This window comes from Amycolatopsis sp. cmx-11-51 (assembly GCF_047608665.1).
Lineage (GTDB): Bacteria > Actinomycetota > Actinomycetes > Mycobacteriales > Pseudonocardiaceae > Amycolatopsis.
In genome coordinates this window covers 69,317-93,985 of record NZ_JADNQO010000018.1, presented here as the reverse complement: position 1 = coordinate 93,985, position 24,669 = coordinate 69,317, and the positions used below count along the sequence as shown (strand labels likewise).

The 24,669-nt window shown below is 67.2% G+C and carries 20 protein-coding genes; 16 read left to right on the top strand and 4 right to left on the bottom strand.

What is annotated here, in order from left to right:
* Positions 1–34: 34 nt before the first annotated feature.
* The 11 genes from ACM6LU_RS34890 to ACM6LU_RS34840 all read left to right on the top strand — a co-directional run bounded on the left by ACM6LU_RS34890 (position 35) and on the right by ACM6LU_RS34840 (position 9,987).
* Complete coding sequence (locus ACM6LU_RS34890) at positions 35–829, top strand: MlaE family ABC transporter permease (RefSeq protein ID WP_414942116.1); 795 nt, start codon at positions 35–37, stop codon at positions 827–829.
* The gene (locus ACM6LU_RS34885) at positions 829–1,680 is read left to right on the top strand and encodes an MlaE family ABC transporter permease (RefSeq protein ID WP_414942115.1); all 852 of its coding nucleotides are present in this window, start codon (positions 829–831) and stop codon (positions 1,678–1,680) included. The genes ACM6LU_RS34890 and ACM6LU_RS34885 overlap by 1 nt, the downstream gene beginning before the upstream one ends.
* On the top strand, positions 1,677–2,936 hold the full coding sequence (locus tag ACM6LU_RS34880; protein WP_414942114.1) for an MCE family protein: 1,260 nt from the start codon (positions 1,677–1,679) through the stop codon (positions 2,934–2,936). The genes ACM6LU_RS34885 and ACM6LU_RS34880 overlap by 4 nt, the downstream gene beginning before the upstream one ends.
* Entirely contained in the window at positions 2,933–3,940 is a 1,008-nt protein-coding gene (locus ACM6LU_RS34875) for an MCE family protein (RefSeq protein WP_414942113.1), read from the top strand. The genes ACM6LU_RS34880 and ACM6LU_RS34875 overlap by 4 nt, the downstream gene beginning before the upstream one ends.
* Positions 3,937–4,926, top strand: a complete 990-nt coding sequence (locus tag ACM6LU_RS34870) for an MCE family protein (RefSeq protein WP_414942112.1) — start codon at positions 3,937–3,939, stop codon at positions 4,924–4,926. The genes ACM6LU_RS34875 and ACM6LU_RS34870 overlap by 4 nt, the downstream gene beginning before the upstream one ends.
* Positions 4,923–5,915 (top strand): MCE family protein, encoded by a 993-nt coding sequence (locus tag ACM6LU_RS34865; RefSeq protein WP_414942111.1) that lies wholly within the window; start codon positions 4,923–4,925, stop codon positions 5,913–5,915. Before ACM6LU_RS34870 ends, ACM6LU_RS34865 begins: the two co-directional genes overlap by 4 nt.
* Entirely contained in the window at positions 5,915–6,970 is a 1,056-nt protein-coding gene (locus tag ACM6LU_RS34860) for an MCE family protein (RefSeq protein ID WP_414942110.1), read from the top strand. The genes ACM6LU_RS34865 and ACM6LU_RS34860 overlap by 1 nt, the downstream gene beginning before the upstream one ends.
* Positions 6,970–8,163 (top strand): MCE family protein, encoded by a 1,194-nt coding sequence (locus tag ACM6LU_RS34855; RefSeq protein ID WP_414942109.1) that lies wholly within the window; start codon positions 6,970–6,972, stop codon positions 8,161–8,163. The genes ACM6LU_RS34860 and ACM6LU_RS34855 overlap by 1 nt, the downstream gene beginning before the upstream one ends.
* Positions 8,148–8,651 carry a hypothetical protein gene (locus ACM6LU_RS34850; RefSeq protein WP_414942108.1) on the top strand — a complete coding sequence of 168 codons (504 nt, stop codon included), beginning with the start codon at positions 8,148–8,150 and terminating at the stop codon, positions 8,649–8,651. Before ACM6LU_RS34855 ends, ACM6LU_RS34850 begins: the two co-directional genes overlap by 16 nt.
* A complete protein-coding gene (locus ACM6LU_RS34845; protein WP_414942107.1) occupies positions 8,648–9,268 on the top strand; it encodes a hypothetical protein in 621 nt (206 codons plus the stop codon). Before ACM6LU_RS34850 ends, ACM6LU_RS34845 begins: the two co-directional genes overlap by 4 nt.
* A gap of 62 nt (positions 9,269–9,330) precedes the next feature.
* Complete coding sequence (locus tag ACM6LU_RS34840) at positions 9,331–9,987, top strand: hypothetical protein (protein ID WP_414942106.1); 657 nt, start codon at positions 9,331–9,333, stop codon at positions 9,985–9,987.
* A 667-nt stretch (positions 9,988–10,654) separates the two neighbouring features.
* On the opposite strand, the gene ACM6LU_RS34835 is transcribed toward ACM6LU_RS34840, so the two are convergent.
* Entirely contained in the window at positions 10,655–11,572 is a 918-nt protein-coding gene (locus ACM6LU_RS34835; protein WP_414942105.1) for an RCC1 domain-containing protein, read from the bottom strand.
* 344 nt (positions 11,573–11,916) lie between these two features.
* Between ACM6LU_RS34835 and ACM6LU_RS34830 the strand changes: the two genes are divergently transcribed.
* The 4 genes from ACM6LU_RS34830 to ACM6LU_RS34815 all read left to right on the top strand — a co-directional run bounded on the left by ACM6LU_RS34830 (position 11,917) and on the right by ACM6LU_RS34815 (position 15,263).
* On the top strand, positions 11,917–12,543 hold the full coding sequence (locus ACM6LU_RS34830) for a DUF6801 domain-containing protein (protein ID WP_414942104.1): 627 nt from the start codon (positions 11,917–11,919) through the stop codon (positions 12,541–12,543).
* A 70-nt stretch (positions 12,544–12,613) separates the two neighbouring features.
* Positions 12,614–13,237, top strand: a complete 624-nt coding sequence (locus ACM6LU_RS34825; protein WP_414942103.1) for a DUF6801 domain-containing protein — start codon at positions 12,614–12,616, stop codon at positions 13,235–13,237.
* A 29-nt stretch (positions 13,238–13,266) separates the two neighbouring features.
* On the top strand, positions 13,267–13,887 hold the full coding sequence (locus ACM6LU_RS34820) for a DUF6801 domain-containing protein (RefSeq protein WP_414942102.1): 621 nt from the start codon (positions 13,267–13,269) through the stop codon (positions 13,885–13,887).
* A gap of 17 nt (positions 13,888–13,904) precedes the next feature.
* The gene (locus ACM6LU_RS34815; protein WP_414942101.1) at positions 13,905–15,263 is read left to right on the top strand and encodes a DUF6801 domain-containing protein; all 1,359 of its coding nucleotides are present in this window, start codon (positions 13,905–13,907) and stop codon (positions 15,261–15,263) included.
* A 231-nt stretch (positions 15,264–15,494) separates the two neighbouring features.
* Here ACM6LU_RS34815 and ACM6LU_RS34810 read toward each other — a convergent pair whose 3' ends face one another.
* Complete coding sequence (locus tag ACM6LU_RS34810) at positions 15,495–16,775, bottom strand: PucR family transcriptional regulator (protein ID WP_414942100.1); 1,281 nt, start codon at positions 16,773–16,775, stop codon at positions 15,495–15,497.
* Positions 16,776–17,006: 231 nt separating this feature from the next.
* Positions 17,007–17,801: an arginase family protein gene (locus ACM6LU_RS34805; RefSeq protein WP_414942099.1), complete on the bottom strand. Its 795-nt coding sequence runs from the start codon at positions 17,799–17,801 to the stop codon at positions 17,007–17,009.
* A gap of 112 nt (positions 17,802–17,913) precedes the next feature.
* On the opposite strand from ACM6LU_RS34805, the gene ACM6LU_RS34800 reads away from it, so the two are divergent.
* A complete protein-coding gene (locus ACM6LU_RS34800; protein ID WP_414942098.1) occupies positions 17,914–21,156 on the top strand; it encodes an SNF2-related protein in 3,243 nt (1,080 codons plus the stop codon).
* 84 nt (positions 21,157–21,240) lie between these two features.
* Here the strand turns inward: ACM6LU_RS34800 and ACM6LU_RS34795 are convergent, their stop codons facing one another.
* Entirely contained in the window at positions 21,241–24,618 is a 3,378-nt protein-coding gene (locus ACM6LU_RS34795) for a pyruvate carboxylase (RefSeq protein ID WP_414942150.1), read from the bottom strand.
* Positions 24,619–24,669: the final 51 nt, after the last annotated feature.

Sequence of the window (24,669 nt, the reverse complement as noted above, 5' to 3'; positions counted from 1 at the left end):
GTATTCGCCGTGCCCGGAAAACTGGAGGGTCGGCGTGGGCGTCCGGACTAACGCACCCTCATTTCCCGGTGCGGGTGCGCTCCGGGAGACCGGCAGGCTCTACTCACTCGCCCTCGACGTCGTCCGCCTGACTTTCCGGCGGCCGTTCCAGGCTCGTGAACTGATCCAGCAGTTCTGGTTCATCGCGAGTGTGTCGATCCTGCCGACGGCGTTGGTCGCGATCCCGTTCGGCGCGGTGATCGCGCTGCACATCGGCTCGCTGACCGCGCAGATCGGCGCGCAGTCCTTCACCGGCGCGGCCAGTGTGCTGGCGATCATCCAGCAGGCCAGCCCGATCGTGACGGCGTTGCTGATCGCGGGTGCAGGCGGGTCGGCGATGTGCGCGGACCTCGGGTCACGCACGATCCGCGAGGAGATCGACGCGATGGAGGTGCTCGGGGTCTCCCCGATCCAGCGCCTGATCGTGCCGAGGGTACTCGCCGCGATGGGGGTGTCGGCATTCCTCAATGGAATGGTCAGCGTGGTCGGCGTCCTCGGCGGCTATTTCTTCAACGTCATCATGCAGAACGGGACACCGGGTGCGTATCTGGCGAGTTTCTCCGCTCTCGCGCAACTGCCGGACCTCTGGATCAGCGAGATCAAGGCGGTCATCTTCGGTTTCGTCGCGGCGATCGTCGCGTCTTATCGCGGGCTCAATCCGAAAGGTGGCCCGAAAGGCGTCGGTGACGCGGTGAACCAATCCGTGGTGATCACGTTCCTGCTCCTGTTCCTGTTGAACCTCGTGCTGACGACGCTTTACCTGCAGCTCGTCCCGGCGAAGGGCAGCTGATGACCACGACGACACCCACCCGCGCGACACGGGTCCGCGAGGCCGTGGACCGCCGGTTCGGTTTCCTGGACACGCTCGGCGACCAGATCCTCTTCTTCCTCAAAGCGCTCGCCTGGGTGCCGCGCGCGATGCACCGCTACCTCCGCGAGATCACCCGTCTGCTGGCCGAAGTGAGCTTCGGCAGCGGCGCGCTCGCGGTCATCGGCGGCACGATCGGCGTGATGATCGGGATGACCGTATTCACCGGCACGGTCGTCGGGCTCCAGGGCTACTCGGCGCTCAACCAGGTCGGCACGTCGGCGTTCGCCGGGTTCGTCTCCGCCTACTTCAACACGCGTGAGATCGCACCGCTCGTCGCGGGCCTCGCCCTGTCGGCGACCGTCGGCTGCGGATTCACCGCGCAGCTGGGCGCGATGCGGATCTCCGAGGAGATCGACGCGCTCGAAGTGATGGGCATCCCCAGTGTCCCGTACCTGGTGACCACCCGGATCATCGCGGGCTTCCTCGCGGTCATCCCGTTGTACGCGATCGGCCTGCTGACCTCGTATCTCGCGTCGCGCCAGATCACCGTCTGGTTCTACGGCCAGTCCGCGGGCACCTACGACCATTACTTCCTGTTGTTCCTGCCACCCGGCGACGTGCTTTGGTCGTTCGGCAAGGTGCTGGTGTTCAGTGTGGTGATCGTGCTCGCCCATTGTTACTACGGCTTTCGCGCGAGCGGCGGCCCCGCGGGGGTGGGCGTGGCGGTCGGCCGCGGGGTGCGGACCGCGATCGTGGCGGTCAGCGTGCTGGACTTCTTCCTCAGCCTCGCGATCTGGGGCGCGACCACGACGGTGCAGGTGGCCGGATGAGCCGGCGTGGGCTGCGCAAAGCCGGGGTCAGGACGGCCGGGGTGTTGTTCCTGGTGGTGATGTCCGCCTTCGTGCTGCTGTCGATCAAGATCTACCAGAAGGATTTCGTCGAATCGGTCCCGGTGACCCTGCGGGCGGACCGGGTCGGCAACCAGTTGCGCGTCGGCGGGCAGGTCAAGGCGCGGGGTGTGGTGGTCGGCGAGATCCGCGACGTCCGCGCGACGACGGCGGGCGCGGAGATCGACCTGGCCATGGAGCCCGGCAAGGTCTCCCAGCTGCCGAAGAACGTGTCCGCGCTCCTCGTGCCGAAGACCTTGTTCGGCGAACGCTACGTGCAACTGTCCATTCCGGATGGATCGACGGCCGAACCCTTGAGCTCGGGTGACGTGATCCCCCAGGACCGCTCGGCCAACGCGATCGAACTCGAGCGGGTCTTCGACAACCTGTTGCCACTGCTCAAAGCGGTGCAGCCGCAGAAACTCGCCACCACGCTGACCACGGTCGCCACCGCGCTGGAAGGCCGCGGCGACCAGATCGGCGACACCCTGGCCACCGCGGCGGACTACCTGAAGAAGTTCAACCCGAACCTCCCGGCGCTGAACGACAACATCCGCGACCTGGCTACGGTTTCGAAGCTATACGGCGACATCGCACCGGATCTCCTCGACGCGTTGAGCGCCTCGGCGGTCACGCTCGACACCGTCGAGGAGAAGCGGGCGGAACTGGCGACGGTGTACCAGCGGGTGACGTCGTCTTCCCAGCACATCACCACGTTCCTCACCAACAACCGCGCCAACATCATCGCCCTCGCCGCCGACAGCCGGGCACCGCTCGAGGTCGCCGCGAAGTACTCCCCGAGTTTCGCCTGCACGCTGGACGCGCTGGCCAAACTGAAGCCCCAGATGGACAAGGTGCTGGGCGAGGGCACCGACGAACCCGGACTGCACGCGGAGATCACCATCAGCCAGCCGCGCGAGAAATACGTGCCCGGCAAGGACGACCCGGTCTACAACGCCACCGGTGAACCGCGCTGCTATCCGTCGAACGGCCTGATGAGCCAGGGAATCGCCGCCGTCGGCAGCGATTCGGTGCCCGGTACGGAAGGTGACCTCGGCTTGGCGAACTCGCCGCAGGAACGGGAACTGATCTCCACCCTGGTCGCGCCGTCGGCCGGTGTCCCGGCCAATCAGGTCCCCGCGTGGGGCAGCGTGCTCGTCGGCCCGCTCTACCGGGGCACGGAGGTGACCCTGCGATGAGGAACTTCGTGAGCCCCCTGATCAAGGGGCTGATCTTCGTCGTCGTCACGACACTGGCCACGGTGCTGCTGGCGGTGTCCATCACGAACACCGGCCTCGGCGACACCAAGACCTACAGCGCCAAATTCCTCGACGCGACTTCGCTGAACGTCGGTGACGACGTCCGGATCTCCGGCGTGCGGGTCGGCCAGATCGAGCAACTCGAGATCGCCGACCACAGCCTGGCCAGGATCAAGTTCACCCTCGACTCCCAGCGCAGGCTGCCCGCCGACGTGACCGCGGTGATCAAGTACCGCAACATGGTCGGTCAGCGCTACATCGCCCTCGAACGCGGCAAGGGCGCAGGCGAACTCCTCGAGCCCGGAGCGGAGATCCCGCTGGAGCGCACGACTCCCGCGCTCGACCTCACGGAACTGTTCAACGGCTTCAAACCGCTGTTCCAGGCGTTGTCCCCGAAGGACGTCAACCAGCTCTCCGGCGAGATCGTCCAGGTGCTGCAAGGCGAAGGCGGCACGGTGGAAAGCCTGCTGGCGCACACGGGTTCGCTGACCACCACCCTCGCCGGTCGCGACAAGGTCATCGGTGACGTGATCACGAATCTGGACACGGTGCTGAAGACCATCAACGGCAAGGGCGACGCACTGTCCACTTTGGTCTCCACGCTGCGGGAGCTGGTGTCCGGCCTCGCCGGAGACCGGACCGAGATCGGGGAAGCGATCTCCGGGATCGCGGACCTCACCACCGCCACGGCCGGTCTGCTCGAACAGGGCAGGAAGCCGCTCAAGGACAGCATCGAAGGTCTCGGCCTGCTCTCCGGTCAGCTGACGACCGACACCGGCAAGGCCGAAGTCGAGCGGGTCCTCACCGTCCTCCCGGGGAAGCTGAACGAATTGGGGCGGATCGGCTCCTACGGATCGTGGATGAACTTCTACCTGTGCTCGGCCGTCCTCCGGAGCACCCCTCCCCGCGGGGTACCGGCGACGGCGGAGAGGTGCACTTCGTGAAACCTTTCAAGGAACGGAACCCGATCGTCATCGGTCTCGTCGGCAGCGTCGTCGCCGCCGGGCTGCTGGCCGCGACGCTCAACTATCAGGACCTCCCGATCATCGGCTCCGGAACCACCTACCAGGCCGAATTCTCCGAGGCGGCCGGGTTGCAGACCGACGACGAGGTCCGGATCGCCGGGATCAAGGTCGGCGAGGTGAGCGACGTCGCACTGGCCGAAGACCATGTGGTGGTCAGCTTCCGGGTCAAGGACGCGTGGGTCGGCGACAAGACCGCCGCCGAGATCAAGATCAAGACCCTGCTTGGCCGGAAGTTCCTCTCGCTGCGCCCCACCGGCGAGACGGTGCAGAACCCGAAGCAGGTCATCCCGCGCACCCGGACCGTGACGCCCTACGACGTCACCGAGGCGTTCAACGGGCTGGCCGACACCGCGGGCGCGATCGACACCGACCAGCTCGCGGAGAGCTTCACCACGCTCAGCGACACGTTCAAGAACTCGCCAGAGCACATCCGGAAAGCACTCGACGGGCTGACGTCGCTGTCGAAGACCGTGTCCTCCAGGGACAACGAACTCGCCAGCCTGCTGTCGAACGCCCACGGTCTCACCACCACGCTCGCGAACTCGAACGACGACTTCGCCAAACTCCTTTCGGACGGCAACCTCCTGCTGACCGAACTGGACAACCGGCGGCAGGCGATCCACGACCTGCTCACCGGCACGAAAGACCTCGCCACCCAGCTTTCGGGCCTGGTGAAGGACAACAAGGACCAGCTCGGCGGCGCGCTCAGCCAGCTCGGAGAGGTGACCGACATCCTGCAGCGGCAGAACGACAATCTCGCCAAGAGCCTCGACCTCGCCGCGCCGTACTTCCGCGTGGTGAACAACTCGCTCGGCAACGGACGCTGGGTGGACGGCTACCTGTGCGGTCTCGTCCCGGAGAATCGGGACCCGTGCACCCCGAAGATGCCGGGAGGTGGCCGATGACCAGCAGATTCGTCACCCTGGCACTCGTGCTGGCGCTGACCGTCGTCGGCGGTCTCTGGTGGATCTTCTCCGGCAGCGGGCTCGACCGCGTCACCGTGTACTTCTCCCGCGCCGTCGGTGTCTACAGTGGATCGGACGTGCGGGTGCTCGGCGTCCGCGTCGGGCAGGTCGAATCGGTTACCCCGGAAGGGGAACAGGTCAAGGTCGTGCTGACCGTCGACGGTTCCACGCCGATCGCCGTCGACTCAGGCGTCCTGGTCGTGGCACCGAGCGTGGTGGCCGACCGGTACGTCCAGTTCACCAAGCTCACCCGCTCCGGGAACCGGCTGGGCGACGGCGCGGTGATCCCCGTCGAACGTACCGGCACGCCGGTGGAACTCGACCAGCTCTACTCCAGCCTCGACACCCTCGCCAAGGCGCTCGGGCCCAAGGGGGCGAACGCCGACGGCGCGCTCTCGGAACTGCTGCGCACCGGCGCGAAGAACCTGCAGGGCAACGGCAAACCGTTCAACGAGTCGGTGCGCAATTTCGCCGACCTCGCCAGGACCCTGTCCGGGAACTCGGAAAGCTTGTTCGCCACCGTCGACGAACTGCAGCGGTTCACCTCGATGCTGGCGACCAACGACCGGAACGTCAGCGAGGTCAACAAGCAGCTCGCGTCGGTCACCGGCACCCTCGCCCGGAACAAGGACGAACTCGCCGGCGCGCTCAAGGGTCTCGGCGGCGCGCTGGCCGAGATCCAGAAGTTCATCCGCGACAATCGTGCGCTGATCAAGTCCAATGTGGACAAGCTCGCGGTGACCACCGGGACACTGGTCGACAAACGCGCCGCGCTGGCCGAAACCCTCGACACGATCCCGCTGGCGGTGACGAACGTGCTCGAGGCCGTCGACCCGAAGACCGGGAAACTGCAGAGCCGCGGCAACCTGCTCGAATACGCCCCGCTCCCGCTGCCTCCCACCGGTGACACCTACGTCGGGGGGCGCTGATGACCGGGAAACGCGCCATCGCCGTGCTCGCCGCCTGCTGCGTCGCGCTCACCGGCTGCTCCGGCGACTTCAAGGGCGTCTACGACCTGCCGCTTCCCGGTGGCGCGGACATCGGCGACCATCCGTACCGGGTGACCGTGCAGTTCGCCGACGTGCTCGACCTGGTCCCGCAGGCCGCGGTAAAGGTGGGCGACGTCCCGGTCGGCCGCGTCGAGACGATCCAGCTCGGCGAAGACGGCTGGACGGCCGAAACCGTCCTGGTGGTCAACGGCGACGTTCTCCTGCCCGCCAACGCCATCGCCCGGCTGCGGCAGTCCAGCCTGCTCGGTGAGAAGTTCATCGAACTCGCGCCGAGCGCGGCGAAAGCCGAAGGCAGACTGGGCGAGGGCGCGACCATCCCCGTCGCGAGCACGAACCGCAACCCCGAGTTCGAGGAGATCTTCGGCGCGCTGTCCCTGCTGCTCAACGGTGGTGGCATCGGCCAGCTGCAGACCATCAACCGCGAACTGTCGAAGGTGATGGACGGCAACGAGGAGGAGATCCGCTCGTTCCTGTCCACTGTGGAGCAGTTGGTGGCCAACCTTGACACGCACCGCACCGACATCACTTCGGCGCTCGACGGGCTCAACCACCTCTCGACGACACTGGCCAACCGGAAGAAGCAGGTCGAAGGCGCGCTCACCGACCTCACCCCTGGTCTGCGGAGCCTCTCCGATCAGCGCACCCAGCTGGTCTCGATGCTGCAGGCGCTGGACCAGCTCTCCGGCGTCGGCGTCGACGTGATCAAGAAGAGCCGCGACGACCTCGTCGCCGATCTGACCGCGCTCGCGCCGATCCTCAAACGGCTGGCCGACGCCGGCGAGAGCCTGCCCCAGTCGCTGGAGATCCTGCCGACGTTCCCGTTCACCGACGCCGTGCGAGAGGGGATCAAGGGCGACTACCTGAACGTCTACGCCTCCCTCATCCCGGGACCGGGCGTCGAACTCCCGCCTCCGGGCGAAGGCGTCCCGCCGGGTCTCCCGACCTTGCCGCTGCCCTCCTCCGGAGGTAGCTGATGCTCACCGCCCGTGTCCGGATCCAGGTGATCGCGTTCGTCATCATCGCGTTGGCCACGACGGCGTTCGTCGGGGCCAGCTACGCGGGGCTCGACCGTCTCTTCGGGGCGAGCGGGTACACCGTGAAACTCGCGCTGACCGACGGGGGCGGCCTGTTCACCAACGGCGAGGTGACCTACCGCGGCGTCGCCGTCGGCCGGGTCGGCGAACTGCGGCTCACCGCCGGTGGCATGGAAGCGGATCTGCTGATCGACGACGACGCGCCGCGGATCCCCGCGAATTCACGGGCGGTCGTGGCGAACCGGTCCGCGGTCGGCGAGCAGTTCGTCGACCTGCAACCGCGGACCGGCGACGGCCCGTTCCTCGCCGAAGGTTCGGTCATCCCGCGTGAGGCGACGAGCGTGCCGCTGCCGGTGCAGCACCTGCTGACCGACCTGGACTCACTGACCGCGTCCGTGCCGACCGAAGACCTGCGGATCGTGGTCGACGAACTCGACAACGCCCTACGTGGTTCCGGCGCGGACCTCCAGGTGCTGCTCGATTCCACCACCGACTTCACCAAGCAGGCCGCGAACCACCTGCCGCAGACGGAGAAACTGCTGACCGACGGCGCGACCGTGCTGAAGACCCAGGTCGACTCGTCGCAGGCGTGGCGGCAGTTCAGCGACAACGCCAAGCAGTTCGCCGAACAGCTGTCCCGTTCGGACGGTGACCTCCGCACCTTGATCGCGACCGCGCCCGAAGCGGCGACCCAGATTTCCGGGCTGCTGCGGGACAACGAACCGGGTCTGCCGATCCTGCTGGCGAACCTGCTCACCACCTCGCAGGTGTTCTCCGCGCGCACCGACGGCCTGCGGCAACTGCTGATCAACACCCCGAAGGCGGTATCGGCGGTCGACGCGTCGGTCGACGACAAGTCCGGGAAGATCGAGCTGGTCCTGACCTTCTTCGACCCGATGCCGTGCACCAAGGGCTACGGGGACACGAAGATCCGCGACAGCAGGGACCTCTCGGCCCTGCCGTTCAACACCGGTGCCGCGTGCACGCTCGAAAAGGGCAACCCGAGTTCGGTCCGCGGTTCGCAGAACGCGCCGAAGGGCGGCGTCCCGCCCGCCGCCGTCCCCGGCGGGTTCGGCGCCGACGGCCAGCCGACGTCCACCAGCCTCGAGGAGATGTTGTGGCTGCGCAACTGAAGATCGCGATCGCCGTGTTCGTCGCGGCCTGCGCGTTCGCGGGATGGGCCGGGTACACCTGGTTCACCGCGACGGGTTCCGAGGCCGTTGCCTACGGGAACTCGCGTGACGAAGCGCTGAAGACCGGACGTGAACTCGTCGCCCGGCTGACCAGCCTCGACCACCATCGGATCGACCAGGGCATCGCCGACTGGCTCGCCGCGTCGACCGGTCCGCTGCGCGATCAGCTCGGCAAGACCGACGACGTGACGAAGCAAACGCTGACCAAGAACGCGACGGTCTCGACGGGCAAGGTGCTCGACGCGGCGATCAGCGAACTGGACGACCACGCGGGAACGGCCAAGCTGCTGGCCTCGGTGGAGATCATGATGGCGCGGGAGGGCGCGGCGCCGACGACGAAGCGCAACCGGTTCGCCGCCGGGATGACCCGGACCGGCGAAGGCTGGAAGCTCAGCGCGCTCGACCAGCTCCCGGTGGGTGCGCGATGACCGCCACGGCCGATACCGACGCGAACGCCGTCACCGAACCCGCCCCCACCCCCGAGCCCGCAGTCGAAACCGCAGTCGAAATCGAGACCGAGGTCGTCACCGAGCAGCCGTCCCGACGGCTGAAAACCTCGCTGATCCTGCTGGTCGCGGCCGCCGTACTGGTGGCGGCGGGAGCCTGGTTCACGCTGGAGGCGAGGTCGATCTCGGCGGCGCCGTCGGCGGCCAACACCGCGCTCACCGATGTCGGCGCGACGGCCGAGGTGAACTCCGCGGTGACGGTGGCGCTCAACAAGGTCTTCTCCTATTCCTACGACCGGACCGACGTCACCGAAAAGGCGGCCGCTTCGGCGCTGAGAGGTAAGGCGCTGGAGTCGTACAACCTGTTGTTCGCCCAAGTCAGGGAAAAGGCTCCGGCGCAGAAACTCGTCCTCACTACCCGCGTCTCCTCATCCGCCGTCCAAGAACTCGACGGCGGCAAAGCACGACTGCTGGTATTCCTCGATCAAGCGGCGACCCGGGCCGACAACAATTCTTCGACGACGGCCGCTGCCCAGCTTTCGGTCACCGCCGAACGCGAAGGCGACGGCTGGGTCATCACCGACCTCATACCCCGGTGACAAACCGGGCATTCCCCCTTTCGTCCGCGTTATAAAACAGGAGAGAAAACGAGGAGAATCCCATGTTCGGTCGAACGCGCCCGAAAACCGCCCGTCGCCGTCTCGGCACGGTCGTCGCGCTCACCTCCGCGATCGCCGTGGCGGGCAGTCTCGCCGCCACCCCCGCCCTCGCGGACGACCCGGTGGAGATCCCGGTGTCCTACACCGTCACCGGGAAGACCGTGGTCAAGAAGACCGGCGGCTCCCTCGACCTTGGCCCCGGCCAGCTCGACGGCGCCCTGGTCATCGACGGTGACAACGTCGGGATCCGAGGCAATCTGTCCTTACCGCCCTCGACAGCGAACATTTCGCTGGTCTCGGGCGTCTTCAAGATCAAGGCCCGAGTGCGGATCGAGCCGACCGGCCCGGTCACCGGCACGCTGGCCAACGGCGATCTGACCACCCGTTCGCAGGCGAACATGCTGATCGACAACATCGTGGTCGGCCTGTTCTGGCCGGTCATCCCGCTCCCGACGGCGCCGAAGGCCTGCAAGACGGTCACCCCGCTCGACCTGACCCTGGTGTCGAAGAACGTGGACCTGTTCGCCGAGACGATTCCCTCGTCGGGTGTGTTCACCATCCCCGAGTTCAAGGACTGCTTCATCAACGACCTCGCGTTGGGCGCGTTGATCTCCGGTCCAGGCAACACGATCAACCTGAACATGAAGTCGAACGTCTAGGCAACCCTCAGGCCCCCTTGCTCGCGCGTAGGTCAGGGTCCCGGCAAAGTCGCGGAGCTGCTGGTCAGCGCTGCTGGTGGTGATCCGGGCTTGGCATCGCTAATGCCTGCAAGGGCCGAGCGGGGAGGATTCAGGTCGTTCAACGTCCGAAATCTTCCCCGCTCGGGCGTGTGCCGGGGGGCAAGTCCCGGAACCTCTGTTGACCCGTCTTTACCTCCACGAGACCCACCCCCTGCGTCCCAGGCGCGCCGTTTGCCTTCACCTGCTGCGCATCGCTTCCGGGATCAAGGTGAGCGTTGTGGTGGCCGCCGTGAAGGGTTCCTTCCCTACTCGCAAGGTAGGAAAGGAGGCCTTCGCGGACCTGCTGGTCAGCACTGCTGGCGGTGATCCGGGCTTGGTATCGCTAGTGCCTGCACGCCCGAGTGGGGAGGATTTCGGACGGTGAACGTCCCAAATCCTCCCCACTCGGGCGTGTGCCGGGGTTCTTGGCGGAGACCTGCCCCTGAACCTTTGTTGACCAAGTTCCGCGACCGGTGTGACCCCGCGACGAAGAGCCGCCTGACCTGCAAGACCTCGACTTCGCCGGGACCCTGACTCTCAAGGTAGGGAAGGGGCTTTCACGGGCCTGCGATCGTCCTTACCACTCACGAGACCCACCTCACCGTGATCAGCAGAACTGCGGCGCGCTCGGATCGACCAGCGCGACGCCGGTGCCGTCACCTGCGGAAACGGCGTAGACCGGGGCACAGGCACCGGAGAACTTCCACATGTCCATCGGCGGTTCCGAGCTGGTGTCCCGGCTCTCCTGCTTCAGGTTGCTACCCCAGGCGAAGACGCTCCCATCGGCCTTCAACGCCACGTTGTGGTTGAAGCCCGCATCGATGGCGACGACGCCCGACTGCGCCTCGGGCGGCACCGAAGCCTGACCGTAAGTGTTGTCACCCCAGGCGATGACGCCGCCGTTCTTCAACGCGATGCTGTGGCGGAACCCGCCCGAGATCGCCGTCACCCCGGAGGTCGCCGCCGCCGGCACGGTGATCTGGCCCTTCACGTTGCTGCCCCACCCGAGCACGCCGCCGTTCTTGAGCGCCAGGCCGTGATCGACACCCGCGGAGATCGCGGTGACCCCCGAGGAAACCGTCGCGGGGACGGCGGTCCGCGACCCCCAGCTCAGCACGCCCCCGTTCTTGAGCGCAAGGTTGAAGTAAGCGCTGGTGGAGATCGCGGTGACCCCTGACTTGGCGGCCGCCGGGACCACGTTCTGGCCGTAGAAGCCGTTGCCCCAGGCGATGACGCCGCCGTTCTTGAGCGCCAGTTCGTGCGCCCAGCCCGCCGCGATCGCCGAGACTCCCGAGGTGGCCGCCGCCGGAACGGTGACCTGGCCGTAGTTGTCGTTGCCCCAGGCGATCACACCGCCGTCCTTGAGGGCCAGATGGGTGAGCCCGCCCGCGGAGACCGCGCTCGCGCCGAACGCCGAGGGAGGAACGGTGCCCTGCCCTTGCTGGTAGTCGTTGCTCCCCCACGGCCGCGGTTCGCCGGTGGGCGCGGCTTGGGCGATGCCGGAAAGGGAAACCGTGGCGATCATTACGGCTATCGTGGTAGTCGTCACGCGCCGTGTCGCGGTTCGTCGATTGACAGAAGCCATGCGGGAAATATTAACCCGGCTCCGCCGATCGGCGGCTTCTTTGTCATCCACGGACAAACTTCATAATCGCATTCAGCGCGCGCTGACAAGAAAGAACGGGTTCCGCACCCACTCCGAAACATGTCGACATGAATCCTTGTTACGTACATAACTCGCGGGTAACCTCGGTTTACCCCACCACCGAGAAAGTCGCTCGAGTCGAGCATAAAAGATCAAAAAAATCGCCGAAAGGCGCATGGGGAAAGCTGCCCGAGACGTAAACTGGATCAAAGGAGATGACAGGTATGTCCCGCAGACTTGGCAAGTTGTCAGCCGGTGCCGCCACCACCGGCATCGTGTTCGGCGCCATCGCCCTGCTCACCGCCGGCACGGCCGCCGCCCTCGCCCCCTACACGACGGGCAAAGTCGCGTACATGTGCAACTTTCCCGCCATCGGCCAGCAGCAACTGGACGTGACGGCCAAGTTCGACGGGCCGGCTTCGGTCGCGTCGGGCGGCACCTTCACGCCGTCGAACATCACGGGTACCGCGACGATCAGCGCCACCATCAACGCGCTGCTCAACAGCGCCAACTACGACGGCGTCCGCGGCAAGGTGAACATGCCGGTCACCGTCACCAACGCCACCCCCGCTTCGGCGACGGTGGCGAACCTCAACGTCCCGACACAGATCAACCCGTACGTGCCGGGACCGCGGACGTTCAACATCGCCCAGGACGCGGGCACCGGTGTTCCCACGTTCACCGCCGGCACGCCCGGCTCCGCGACGGCCTCCCTCGGCACCACGATCAGCGCGCCGCTGGAGTTCCACAAGAAAGACGGTTCCTGGACCGCCTGGAGCTTCAACTGCACGGTGAAGAACACCAACCCGGCACAGAACCGGGCGTTCAGCCCGTCCATCACCATCACCTGATGAACCACCCGTGCGGGGCGGGGACGCCCGCCCCGCACGGTCTTTACCGCCGGTCACGAGAGGAACCCCTATGGGACAGCAGGTTCGCCTGATCCGCCGGGCAGGCGTGGCCTCCGTCATCATGATCAGCGCGGTTTCCACACTCACGGCCGCACCGGCCATGGCCGGCACGTCCTTCGCCACGGGGGCCATCGCCTACATGTGCGGCACTCCGTTCGGCCAGCAACCGCTCGAAGTCAGGATGAACTTCACCGGCCCCGGTTCAGTGGCCGCGGGTGGCACCGTCACCCCGACCGGAATCACCGGGAGCTTCGTCTTCGACGCCACGCTCAACGCCGTGCTCTACGCCTCCAACCGGGACGGCCTTCGCGGGACGGTGACCACACCGATCACCGGGACGAACGTCACTCCGGCTTCGGTGGCCGTGACGAACCTGAGGATTCCCGAACAGGTCCCGCCGTACGTTCCAGGGCCGCGCACGGTCCAATTCGTCCAGGACGCGAGCACCGTCGTTCCCACCTTCGGGACGAGCACACCCGGCCAGGCGGTCATCTCGCTCGGTCCCACGCTCCGCATCGACGCCGATTTTCACCTGAGGGACGGATCGTGGAGCCCCTGGACGGGTAACTGCACCGTGAAGAACACGAACCCGGCACAGAACCGCGCGTTCAGCCCGGCGATCACGATCAACTGACCGTCAGCGTCGGCGCGAGAGGAATCCTTGTGGGACAGCAGGTTCGCCGGGCAGGCATGGTTTCCGTCATCGTGTCCGGCGTGGCCTCCCTGCTCACCACCGGACAGGCCTCGGCCGCCACCTCGCACGCGACCGGAACCGTCGTCCACCTGTGCGGTTTCCCCATGATCGGACAGCAACCGCTCGACATCACGGCGAGGTTCGACAGCCCGGGCCCGGTAGCGGCGGGCGGCACCTTCACCCCGGCGGCGATCGCAGGCACCGCGACCTTCAACGCCATCCACAACGCGACGATCTTCAGCGCCGCCAACTACGACGGCCTCCGCGGCAAGGTGACCGCGCCGCTGACCACGACGAACACCACGCCCGCTTCGGCGACCGTCACCGGACTGGACATGCCCGAGCAGATCACCCCGTACGTGCCAGGGCCTCGCACGGTCGGCTTCACGCAGAACGCGGCCACCATCGTCCCCACTTTCACGGCGGGTGCCCCCGGCGAGGCGACCGTCGCGCTCGGCACCACGTTCAAACTCGAAGTCGATTTCCACAAGAGGGACGGCACCTGGACCCCGTGGACGCTCAACTGTACGGTCAAAAACACCGACCCGGCACAGAACCGCGCGTTCGCCCCGGCGATCCCCGTCGTTTGACGCGAGAGGAAACTCAGATGACGCAGCAGGTTCGCCGGACACTCGGGAGGCTTCCCGTGCTGGCGGGAGTGATCCTGCTCGCGGGCGTGAACGGTGCGCTGGCCTCCTCGGCGGCGACCGATCCGACGGTCCCGCCGAAGGCGCCGCTGCAGGGGGCCTCCCCCGCGCGCCAAACTCTGGCGAACACCTGTGTCTTCCCGGATCCGGTCGGCGCACGTCCGGTCACCATGGACGTCCATGCCACCCTGCCCAAGGTCGTCCAAACCGGAAAGCCGGTGCAAGTCAAGGACTTCTCTCTCACCTTCATTCTCGGCGAGGGAGCACTGGGCGCGCTCACCGAGGTGGCGGGCACGGCGACGATCGAGCTCACGGCAGCCCGCGAGGACAAGAAGTCCCAGATTCCGGTGACCCTCGAGATCCCGGCGACCAAGGTGCCCGCCGCCGGTGAGCTGAAGCTGGTCGCGACGGGCAAGGTTCCCGACATCGTGGCGACCCGCTCCGGCGAACTCCGGCTCACCACGGGCGCGCCGTCCCTCGCGCTGACCGCGGAGCAGGCGGACGCGCCGCCAAAACCGGTCAGCTGCACGCAGGCCCCGGATCAGGACACCAAGCTGGGCAGCGTCACCCTGCTGGAGATGGGCGTCGCGAAACCGAAGACTGACAAACCCGGGCAGAAGGCAGGCGCCGGAGCGCACGCCGCGAACGAAGATCCGCCGCCGGACGCCGTGTTCCCCCTGCAGCCCTTCGAGTCGCAAGGCACGTCGTCGGTGGAGAAACTGGGGGCGTTCGTCCGGCTGACCCCCTCGTTCATCTTCAACGCCTTCTACTATCTCTACCCCGCGCCTCCCCATCGCAGCACCGGCTCCACGATCTTGCCGCCGAGCAAGATGACCTTCCTCGGCTTCGGTTTCGTCCCGATCAACGGGACGATGGAGCTCCTGCCGACCGACTACAAAACCGGCAACACCGTCCTCGACGTCGAGACCATGTTGCATGGGGACACCACGACGACAGCCATCGCACGGATCGAACTCTTCGGGAAACTGAGAGACATCACCATCAACGGCGTCCCCCTCGATGTCGGGGCCAACTGCATGACCAGCGAACCGATCGTGTTGAACCTGCGCGGGCCGAATTGGAACGCGTTCACCGGCGGTGTGCTGCGTACCGATCGGCACGATCCAGACCCCGCCTTCAGGGGCTTCACCCTGCCCAAGTTCTCCGGCTGCGGGGTCAAGGAGGACCTCGACTCCCTGCTGAGCGGAATGGGGTCAGGACCGGGGAACCAGGCGTGCATCGGGGTCAACCAGGTAGGCCTTCCTTGGGAGGCCGAACGCAAGTGCCCGAACACGGACCCGCCGGTGGGGCGCCGCTGACCTGGCTCGCGCGAGTGTCATGAAAGGGGCTTTCAGGACGTTTCGTCCCGAAAGCCCCTTTCTGACACCCAGCTGGCTAGTGTCCCGAGATCCTGCATGCTTGACGTGCGGTACGCGTGATCAGACGGCGATCTCACGTGATTGGACGGCGATCTCACGTGCATGCGTGAGATCGCCGTCCAATCACACGAGATCGCCGTCCAATCATGTGTAAGACTTACAGGACATGGACTACGACCCGCTCGGCGTCCACTGTGGACTCTTGCGCGGCACCGGAAGCACGTCCGGCAACGCGTAACCGGCCGGCGCCGAGGCGGGAGCGACCCCGGCCCGCAGCGCGAGTTCCATCTCGAACCGTGCCCCCGGGTCGCGCAGGTGCTTGCCGAAGGTCGCCTGTAGCTGCCGCATGCGGTATCGCACGGTCTGCGGGTGGACCTGGAGCCGCTCGGCGATGTCGACGACGTTGCCCTGGCTGTCGAGCCAGGCGCGAAGGGTTTCGAGCAGCCGTTCCTGCTGTTTCCCGGTCATCTCGGCGAGCGGGGCGAACAGGCGGTCGCGCAGCTGGCAGGTCAGCGCGGAGTCGGCGTTCACGAGCAGCGTCGCGAGGTGTTCTTCGGCGCGGATCACCCGGCGTGCCGGGATGATCCCGCGTTCGGAAAGGTGCAGGGCGTCGCGCGCCCAGCGCAGCGCGTCGGCGACGGAGTCGAGTGGACGGCACGGGCCGATCGACAGCCGGTAGTCCGGCAGCGCGGCCTGCAGGGTGGTCAGGCGCGCGGCGGAGATCTCGCCGGGTACGAGCAGACGCGGTTCGGCACAGTCGAGTTCGGCGAGGACGTCCGAATCGACCACGTTGTGCCGCCGAGGTCTGACGGTGTCGTTGACCGGGTGCAGCACGACCGGGGTCGCGCGCTCGGGCACCGTCCAGCCGGTCAGCTGCGCGAGTTCCGCGATCGCCTTCGTCGGCGCGGGCGGGGTTTCCAGCACCAGGTGCAGCAGTTTCCGGCGCCAGGTGTCCAACGCGCCCGCCGTACGCGCCTTCGCCTCGAGATACCCGTCGAGCGCGACGGACGCGAGTTCGTCCATGAACGCGAGCATCGTGTCGGCCAGTTGCGACATCACGGCGGACGAAAGCCCGCTGCGGCGGCCGACGCGCATCATGCGCCGCCACGAGACGCGTGCGCCGACGCGATAGGCGGACTGCAGGGTGTCGAGGCTGCGGCCTTCCCGCATCTCGTTCTGCCCGAGCCGATGGTGGACCTCGTGGGACTGTTCCTTCGAGACGGTGGGCTCCGCGATCTGGGCGACGAACAGCGTGATCGCGTACTCGACACCCGCGCGGATCGACTTGCCGTACGGCCCGTCGAGCGGACGCGCGTACGCGGGGATGGTCGCCCGGATCTCGTCGACGATCTCGTTGGCGAGACTGCCCAGTTCCGGCCTCAGGATGTCGGCGAGTTTGCGCGGCAGCGCAGCCGGAGACGGAGTGTGTTCGATTCCGCGCTCCAACGACATCGCAGCTCCTTTGCTCCGCCCAGCGTCCGCGCACCGCACAATCGTCGTGAGGTGACAACGAACACATCGCGCACTAGCTCGTAAATGTGTCACCTTCCGCAGAAGAAACCGATTTCTTGTCACCATCGTGACAAATTCACGGGTCATCCCTGAATTTTGATGACAAGTGCCCGGCAAACGCCTCGCGCGATACGTACGAACGGCCGAAGCGGAGTCAGCCGTGACGGAGCGTCACTGCTTTCCAGTGAGCAAATCCCCGAGGGCTTCGAGCACGGGCTCGAGCACGCGTACCTCGGTGCCCGCGCATTCGGTGATCCCGGCGCCTACGACTTCGAAGCCGCTCAGCCCGCGAAGCATCGCCACCAGACGCTCGATCGTCAAGCCACCGGGCTCCGGGTAGTTCAGGCCGTCGAACTCCCCCGGGTCGAGCACGTCGAGGTCGAGGTGGACGTACACCTTGTCCGCGCCGACCAGTCCGGCGGCGGTGTCGGCGGACTCGACCACCAGGCCCCGGTCGACCACGGCCTGCTCTGCCTCGTCGAAGACCCGCGTCCCGGCGAGGACGACACGACCTGGTTCGACCGGCGGGTTCGCGGCGAAGTCCGGATCACCCTCGCCGAGCAGCGAACGCAGCACCATGCCGTGGAACGCGCCCGACGGCGACGTCGCCGCGGTGTTGAGATCCGCGTGCGCGTCGAACCAGGCGACGCCGAGACCAGGGCCGAAGCGATAGCGCGCGACCCCGATCGGGACGAGTTCGACACCGCAGTCACCGCCGATGGTGAGCACCGGCCCGCCCGGCGCCTCCAGCGCGGCGAGCTGCGCCACCCGGTTCGCTCCGATGAGGACGGCACGGTTGGCGACGCCGTCGACGACCGGCGAGGTCTCGCGGTTCTGCCGGATGTGGTGCACCGGCACGCCAAGGACGTGGCCCGCCAGCTCGGCGAGCGCGACGCAGCCTTCGGGCAACTCCGGCGCACGCTCGGTCAGCGCGCCCTGAAACTGGGGTACGGCGTTGATCAGCACCCGCGACACAGTAGTGCGCCCCAGGAGCCACAGAAACCTCTTGTATCACTGAGCCGGATCCCCACCGGCGGGTCGGGCGGGGCAGGCGAACGGCGGCCGATATCTTGCCGTGATGCAGCGGGTGGTTTTCGATGGTCAGCCCTCAGACGTCGAGCGGGTCGTCGGGAGGACCTCCTACGCCAGGGGCCGCGCCTACGCGCGAAACGGCCACGTGCTCACCATGGCCTGGGATTCGAAGCTCGGCGTCCTCACCGGGCAAGTAAGCGGCAGGGGCGCGGTCTACGAGACCATGGCGGACTTCGGCGACCGACGCGAGACCTTCGAGGCGGGTAGCTGCACCTGCCCGGTCGGCTACAACTGCAAACACGTCGCGGCCCTGGTCCTGACCGCGATCGGCTCCCGCCCGGTTCGAGAAGCCAAGCCGAAGGTCCCCGCCTGGGAGTCGGTGCTGCGGCCGCTGCTCGGCACGGAACCGAAGACCGCGTCCGGCACCATACCGGTGGCACTCGAGCTGACCGTCGTTCCCGGCTCGCGGAACCAGCGCGGCAGGCAGGGGCACACGCCGGCGCGGCTTTTCGCCAAGCTGATGCAGCCGGGTAAGAAAAAGGGCTGGGTCAGTGGCAACCTGGCCTGGCACTCCGTCGGTTACCTCGGCTATCAAGGCCTCGACCCCACGCACGTGCGCATACTCAACGAGCTGTACGCCCTGTATCAGGCCGGAGGCTACGGCTATCAGTCCTATCAAGCCAAAACGATCGACCTGTGCTCGTTCCAGAGCGGGCGGCTCTGGCCGATCCTGGAGGAGGCACGGGCTGCCGGGTTACGCCTGATCCACTCGCACAAACACCTTGGCGACGTCGTCCTCGCCGAGGGCGCCGAGTACTCGTTGGACGCCATCCAGGCCACGGCGTCCGGGTCACTCTCCATCACGCCTGCCCTCACCGTCGGCGGATACCCGGTCGACGCCGTTCCGCTCGGTTTCTTCGGAACCGAAGGCCATGGGCTGCTGTACAACGAACGCGCGGACGCCGAGGCGGAACCCGATCCCACCCGCCGTCCGCTTCGGCTGGCACGGCTCGCCACGCCCGCCCCTCAGGCACTTCAGCAGCTGGTGCTCGCCAACGAGCGGATCGCGATTCCAGCAAAGCAGGTGACCAGGTTCCGCGAAAGCTACTACCCGCGGCTGCGTCATATCGCGCCGATGATCTCCTCCGACGAGTCGTTCGTCCCTCCGGTGATCTCCGATCCGAAACTGAGGCTGAACGCCGCCTACGGGTCGGGGCACTCGGTCGACCTCAGCTGGGAGTGGACCTACACGGTCGGGGACTCCCTGCTGCACGTCCCGTTGAACCAGGCGGAACAATCGGACAGCGGGTACCGCGACCTCGCCAAGGAAACCGAAATCCTGGCCGGGCTCGACCTCGCCTTAATCTCGAACCAGCCGAAAACTTTGCGTGGCAACGAAACCCTCCACTTCACCACGGAATCGCTGCCGCTGCTCGCGGACCGGCCGGAAATCGACGTCGAGATCAGCGGCGACCCCGCCGACTACCGCGAGGTGAGCGACACGCTGTCGATCGGCGTGTCCACCGAAGAGATCCACGGCGAGACAGACTGGTTCGACCTCGGCATCACGATCACCGCCGAGGGCCGCGAGGTCCCGTTCACCGAGGTGTTCCTGGCTCTGGCCGCGGGGCATCCCCATCTGTTGCTGCCGGACGGCGCCTACTTCTCCCTGGAGAAGGCCGAACTGCGGACCTTGCGCACCCTGATCGAAGAAGCGCGCGCCTTGCAGGACTCGCCTGGCGACCCGCTGCGGATCAGCCGGTACCAGGTCGGTCTCTGGGACGAACTGGCCGCGCTCGGCGTCGTCGGCCGCCAGGCGAAGCAGTGGCAGCGCCAGCTCGACGCGCTGCGCTCGGTCGACACCGTCGACGTCGTCGAACCGCCGGACACACTCGACGCGACCCTGCGCCCGTACCAGCTCGATGGGTTCCGCTGGCTGACTTTCCTGTGGAGGTTTCAGCTCGGCGGCATCCTCGCGGACGACATGGGGCTCGGCAAGACACTGCAGTCGCTGGCGCTGATCTGCCACGCCAAGCAGCAGGACCCCGATCTCCCACCGTTCCTGATCATCGCGCCGACCAGCGTCGTGTCGAATTGGGCTGCCGAATCGGCGCGGTTCTCCCCTGGACTGAACGTGGTGGCGATCTCGGACACCGCGCGACGCCGGGGTACGGCCCTCGACGAGATCGCCGAGGGCGCGGACCTCGTCGTCACCTCACATACCTTGTTCCGGCTCGACTTCGACGATTACGCCGCACTGTCCTGGTCGGGGCTGATCATGGACGAAGCGCAGTTCGCCAAGAACCACCACTCGCGGATCTACCAATGCGCGCGAAGGCTGCCGGCACCGGTCAAGCTCGCGATCACCGGCACCCCGATGGAGAACAGCCTGATGGAACTGTGGTCGCTGCTGTCGATCACCGCGCCGGGCCTGTTCCCCCACCCCACGCGGTTCGCCGAGTTCTACGCGCGCCCGATCGAGAGGGACGGCGACACCGACCTGCTCGCCCAGCTGCGACGGCGGATCAAACCGCTGATCACCCGTCGCACCAAGGAACAGGTGCTCACCGATCTGCCCGCGAAACAGGAGCAGATCCTCGAAGTCGAGCTGCCGCCGCGGCACCGCAAGATCTATCAAACGCATTTGCAACGGGAACGGCAGAAGGTGCTCGGCCTGATCGACGACCTCAACCGGAACCGGTTCACCATCCTCCGCTCCTTGACTCTGCTTCGGCGGCTGAGCCTGCACGCCGGGCTGGTGGACGAGAAGCACCGGAATCTCGCCAGTGCCAAGGTCGACGCCCTCCTCGAACAACTCGGCGACGTCGTGGCCGGGGGGCATCGGGCGCTGGTGTTCAGTCAGTTCACCGGGTTCCTCGACATCGTTCGCACCCGGCTGGACGCCGAAGGTGTCGAATACTGCTATCTCGACGGGAAGACGCGGAACCGGGCGTCGGTGCTCAAGAGATTCAAAGAGGGAACGGCGCCGGTGTTCCTGATCAGTCTCAAAGCGGGCGGGGTCGGGCTGAACCTGACCGAGGCGGACTACTGTTTCCTGCTCGACCCGTGGTGGAACCCGGCGACCGAAGCACAGGCCGTGGACCGGACGCATCGCATCGGGCAGACCCGCAACGTGATGGTCTATCGCCTCATCGCCAAGGACACCATCGAAGAAAAGGTGATGGCGCTCAAGGAGAAGAAGGCCGAGCTGTTCGCCGGTGTGATGGACGACGGCAACGCGTTCGGTGGCTCACTCGACGCCGACGACATCCGCGGCCTGTTCGGCTGAGCTGAAGGGGACTTTCCCCTCGTAAGACGCGACGAAGGGGCCCTTCACCGCATCGCATGCGGTGAAGGGCCCCTTCGGCTCACGTCACTCCAGGACCAGCAGCAGGTCTCCGCCTTCGACCTGCTGGACGGCGTTGATCGCGCGCCGCGACACCTTGCCGCCCGTGGAAGCGGTGATCGAGGCCTCCATCTTCATCGCCTCGATGGTCGCGACCGTCGCACCCGCCTCGACCTCGTCGCCCTCGGACACCTGCAGTGTGACCACGCCCGCGAACGGCGCGGCGACCTGCTTCGGATCGGACTTGTCGGCCTTCTCCGTCGCCGGGATGTCCGACGCGATCGAGGTGTCGCGGACCTGGATCGGGCGCAACTGGCCGTTGAGGGTGGACATCACCGTGCGCAGACCGCGCTCGTCGGCCTCGCCGATGGCCTCCAGCTCGATCAGCAGCCGGACACCCTGCTCCAGGTCGACCGAGTACTCCTCGCCAGGGCGCAGCCCGTAGAAGAAGTCCTTCGACGGCAAGACCGAAGTGTCACCATACTGCTCGCGGTGCGCCTCGAAGTCCTTCGTGGGCCCGGGGAACAGCAGCCGGTTCAGCGTCGAACGCCGGTTCTCGGCCAGCCCCTGGCGGTCCTCTTCGGACAGTTCCTGCACCGGCTTCGGCTTCGCGCGGCCTTCGAGGGCCTTGGTGCGGAACGGCTCCGGCCAGCCACCGGGCGGGTCGCCCAGCTCACCGCGCAGGAAGCCGATCACCGAGTCGGGGATGTCGAACTTGTTGGGCTCCGCCTCGAAGTCCTCCGGCGAAACGCCGGCGCCGACGAGGTGCAGCGCGAGGTCACCGACCACTTTGGACGAAGGCGTGACCTTCACCAGATGTCCGAGGATCCGGTCCGCGGCCGCGTACATCGCCTCGATGTCCTCGAACCGCTCGCCGAGGCCGAGCGCGATCGCCTGCGTGCGCAGGTTCGACAGCTGCCCGCCCGGGATCTCGTGGTGGTACACGCGCCCGGTCGGCGACGCGAGACCGGCCTCGAACGGCGCGTAGATCTTGCGCACGCTCTCCCAGTACGGCTCCAAGTCACCGATGGCCTGCAGGTCCAGCCCGGTCGGCCGGTCCGAGTGGTCGGTGGCGGCGACCAGTGCCGACAGCGACGGCTGCGAGGTCGTGCCCGCCATGGAGGCGACGGCGCCGTCGACGGCGTCCGCCCCCGCCTGGATCGCGGCGAGGTAGGTGGCCAGCTGCCCACCGGCCGTGTCGTGCGTGTGGATGTGCACCGGGAGGTCGAACTCCTTGCGCAGCGCGGAAACCAGTCGTGCCGCCGCCGGTGCCCGCAGCAGGCCCGCCATATCCTTGATGGCCAGGACGTGCGCCCCCGCGCCGACGATCTGCTCCGCCAGCTTGAGGTAGTAGTCCAAGGTGTACAGCTTCTCGGCCGGATCCGAAAGGTCCGAGGTGTAGCAGAGCGCCACCTCGGCGACCGCGGAACCGGTCTCGCGGACGGCTTCGATCGCCGGGCGCATCTGCTCCACGTCGTTGAGCGCGTCGAAGATCCGGAAGATGTCGATACCGGTCGCCGTCGCCTCCTCGACGAAGGCGTGGGTCACCTCGGTGGGGTACGGCGTGTAGCCGACGGTGTTGCGGCCTCGCAGCAGCATCTGCAGGCAGATGTTCGGCACCGCTTCCCGCAGCTTCGCCAGCCGCTCCCACGGGTCTTCCGCCAGGAAGCGAAGGGCGACGTCGTAGGTCGCGCCGCCCCAGCACTCCAGCGAAAGCAGCTGCGGCGTGGTCCGCGCGACGACCGGCGCGACGGCGAGCAGGTCCTTCGTCCGCACGCGGGTGGCGAGCAGCGACTGGTGCGCGTCACGGAAGGTGGTGTCGGTGACACCGATGGTCGGCGACTCCCGCAGCCAGCGGGCGAAGCCGTCCGGGCCGAGTTCGGTGAGCTTCTGCTTCGAGCCGGGCGCCGGTTCGAGGTCCTTGGGCAGCTTCGGCAGCTTGACCTGCGGTTCGAGGGTGCGCGGACGCTCGCCGTGCGGCTTGTTGACCGTCGTGTCGGCGAGGTAGGTCAGCAGCCGCGTCCCACGGTCGGCCGAGTGGCGCGCGGTGAGCAGATGCGGGCGCTCCTCGATGAACGAGGTCGTGACGCGGCCTTCGCGGAAGTCCGGGTCGTCGAGGACGGCCTGCAGGAACGGGATGTTCGTGGCCACCCCGCGGATCCGGAACTCGGCGACGGCACGGCGGGCGCGGCCGACGGCGGTCTGGAAGTCACGGCCACGGCAGGTGAGCTTCACCAGCAGCGAGTCGAAGTGCGCGCTGATCTCGGTGCCGGAGAACGCGGTCCCGCCGTCGAGGCGGATACCGGAGCCGCCGGGCGAGCGGTACGCGCTGATCATCCCGGTGTCCGGGCGGAAACCGTTGGCGGGATCCTCGGTGGTGATGCGGCACTGCAGGGCGGCGCCGCGCAGGTACACCTTGTCCTGCGAGAGCCCGAGGTCGTCGAGTGTCTCGCCGGAGGCGATACGCAGCTGCGACTGGACGAGGTCGACATCGGTGACCTCCTCGGTCACCGTGTGCTCGACCTGGATCCGCGGGTTCATCTCGATGAAGACGTGGTTGCCGTCCTTGTCGAGCAGGAACTCGACGGTGCCGGCGTTGCGGTAGCCGATCTGGCGGGCGAACTTCACCGCGTCGGCGCAGATCTGATCCCGCAGTTCGGACGGCAGGTTCGGCGCCGGGGCCAGCTCGATGACCTTCTGGTGCCGTCGCTGGACCGAGCAGTCGCGCTCGAAGAGGTGGATCACGTTGCCCTCGCCGTCGGCGAGGATCTGGACCTCGATGTGGCGGGGCTCGACGACGGCCTTCTCGATGAACACCGTCGGGTCGCCGAAGGCCGACTCGGCCTCGCGCGCGGCGGCCTCGATGGACTCGCGCAGCACCGCCGGGTCACCGACGCGGCGCATCCCGCGTCCGCCACCGCCGGCGACGGCCTTCACGAAGACCGGGAAGCCGATCTTCTCGGCCGCGGCGATCAGCGCGTCGATGTCGGAGGACGGCTCGGAGGAGCCCAGCACCGGAACCCCGGCCTCGCGAGCGGCCTTGACCGCGCGGGCCTTGTTCCCGGTCAGCTCGAGGATGTCCGCGCTCGGCCCGACGAAGGTGATGCCCTCTTCCTCGCACGCGCGCGCGAGGTCCGGGTTCTCGGAGAGGAAGCCGTAGCCGGGGTAGACGGCGTCCGCGCCCGCCTTCTTGGCGGCCGCCACGATCTCCTCGACCGACAGATAGGCCCGCACCGGATGACCGGGTTCGCCGATCTCATAGGCCTCGTCGGCCTTCAGCCGGTGGAGCGAATTGCGGTCTTCGTGCGGGAACACAGCCACCGTGCCCGCGCCGAGCTCGAATCCGGCGCGGAACGCGCGGATGGCGATCTCACCCCGGTTGGCGACCAGTACCTTGCGGAACATGCCGGTCCTTCCCATCTTCGGATCGGTAGGTGGGGCACGTTACCTGCTCGG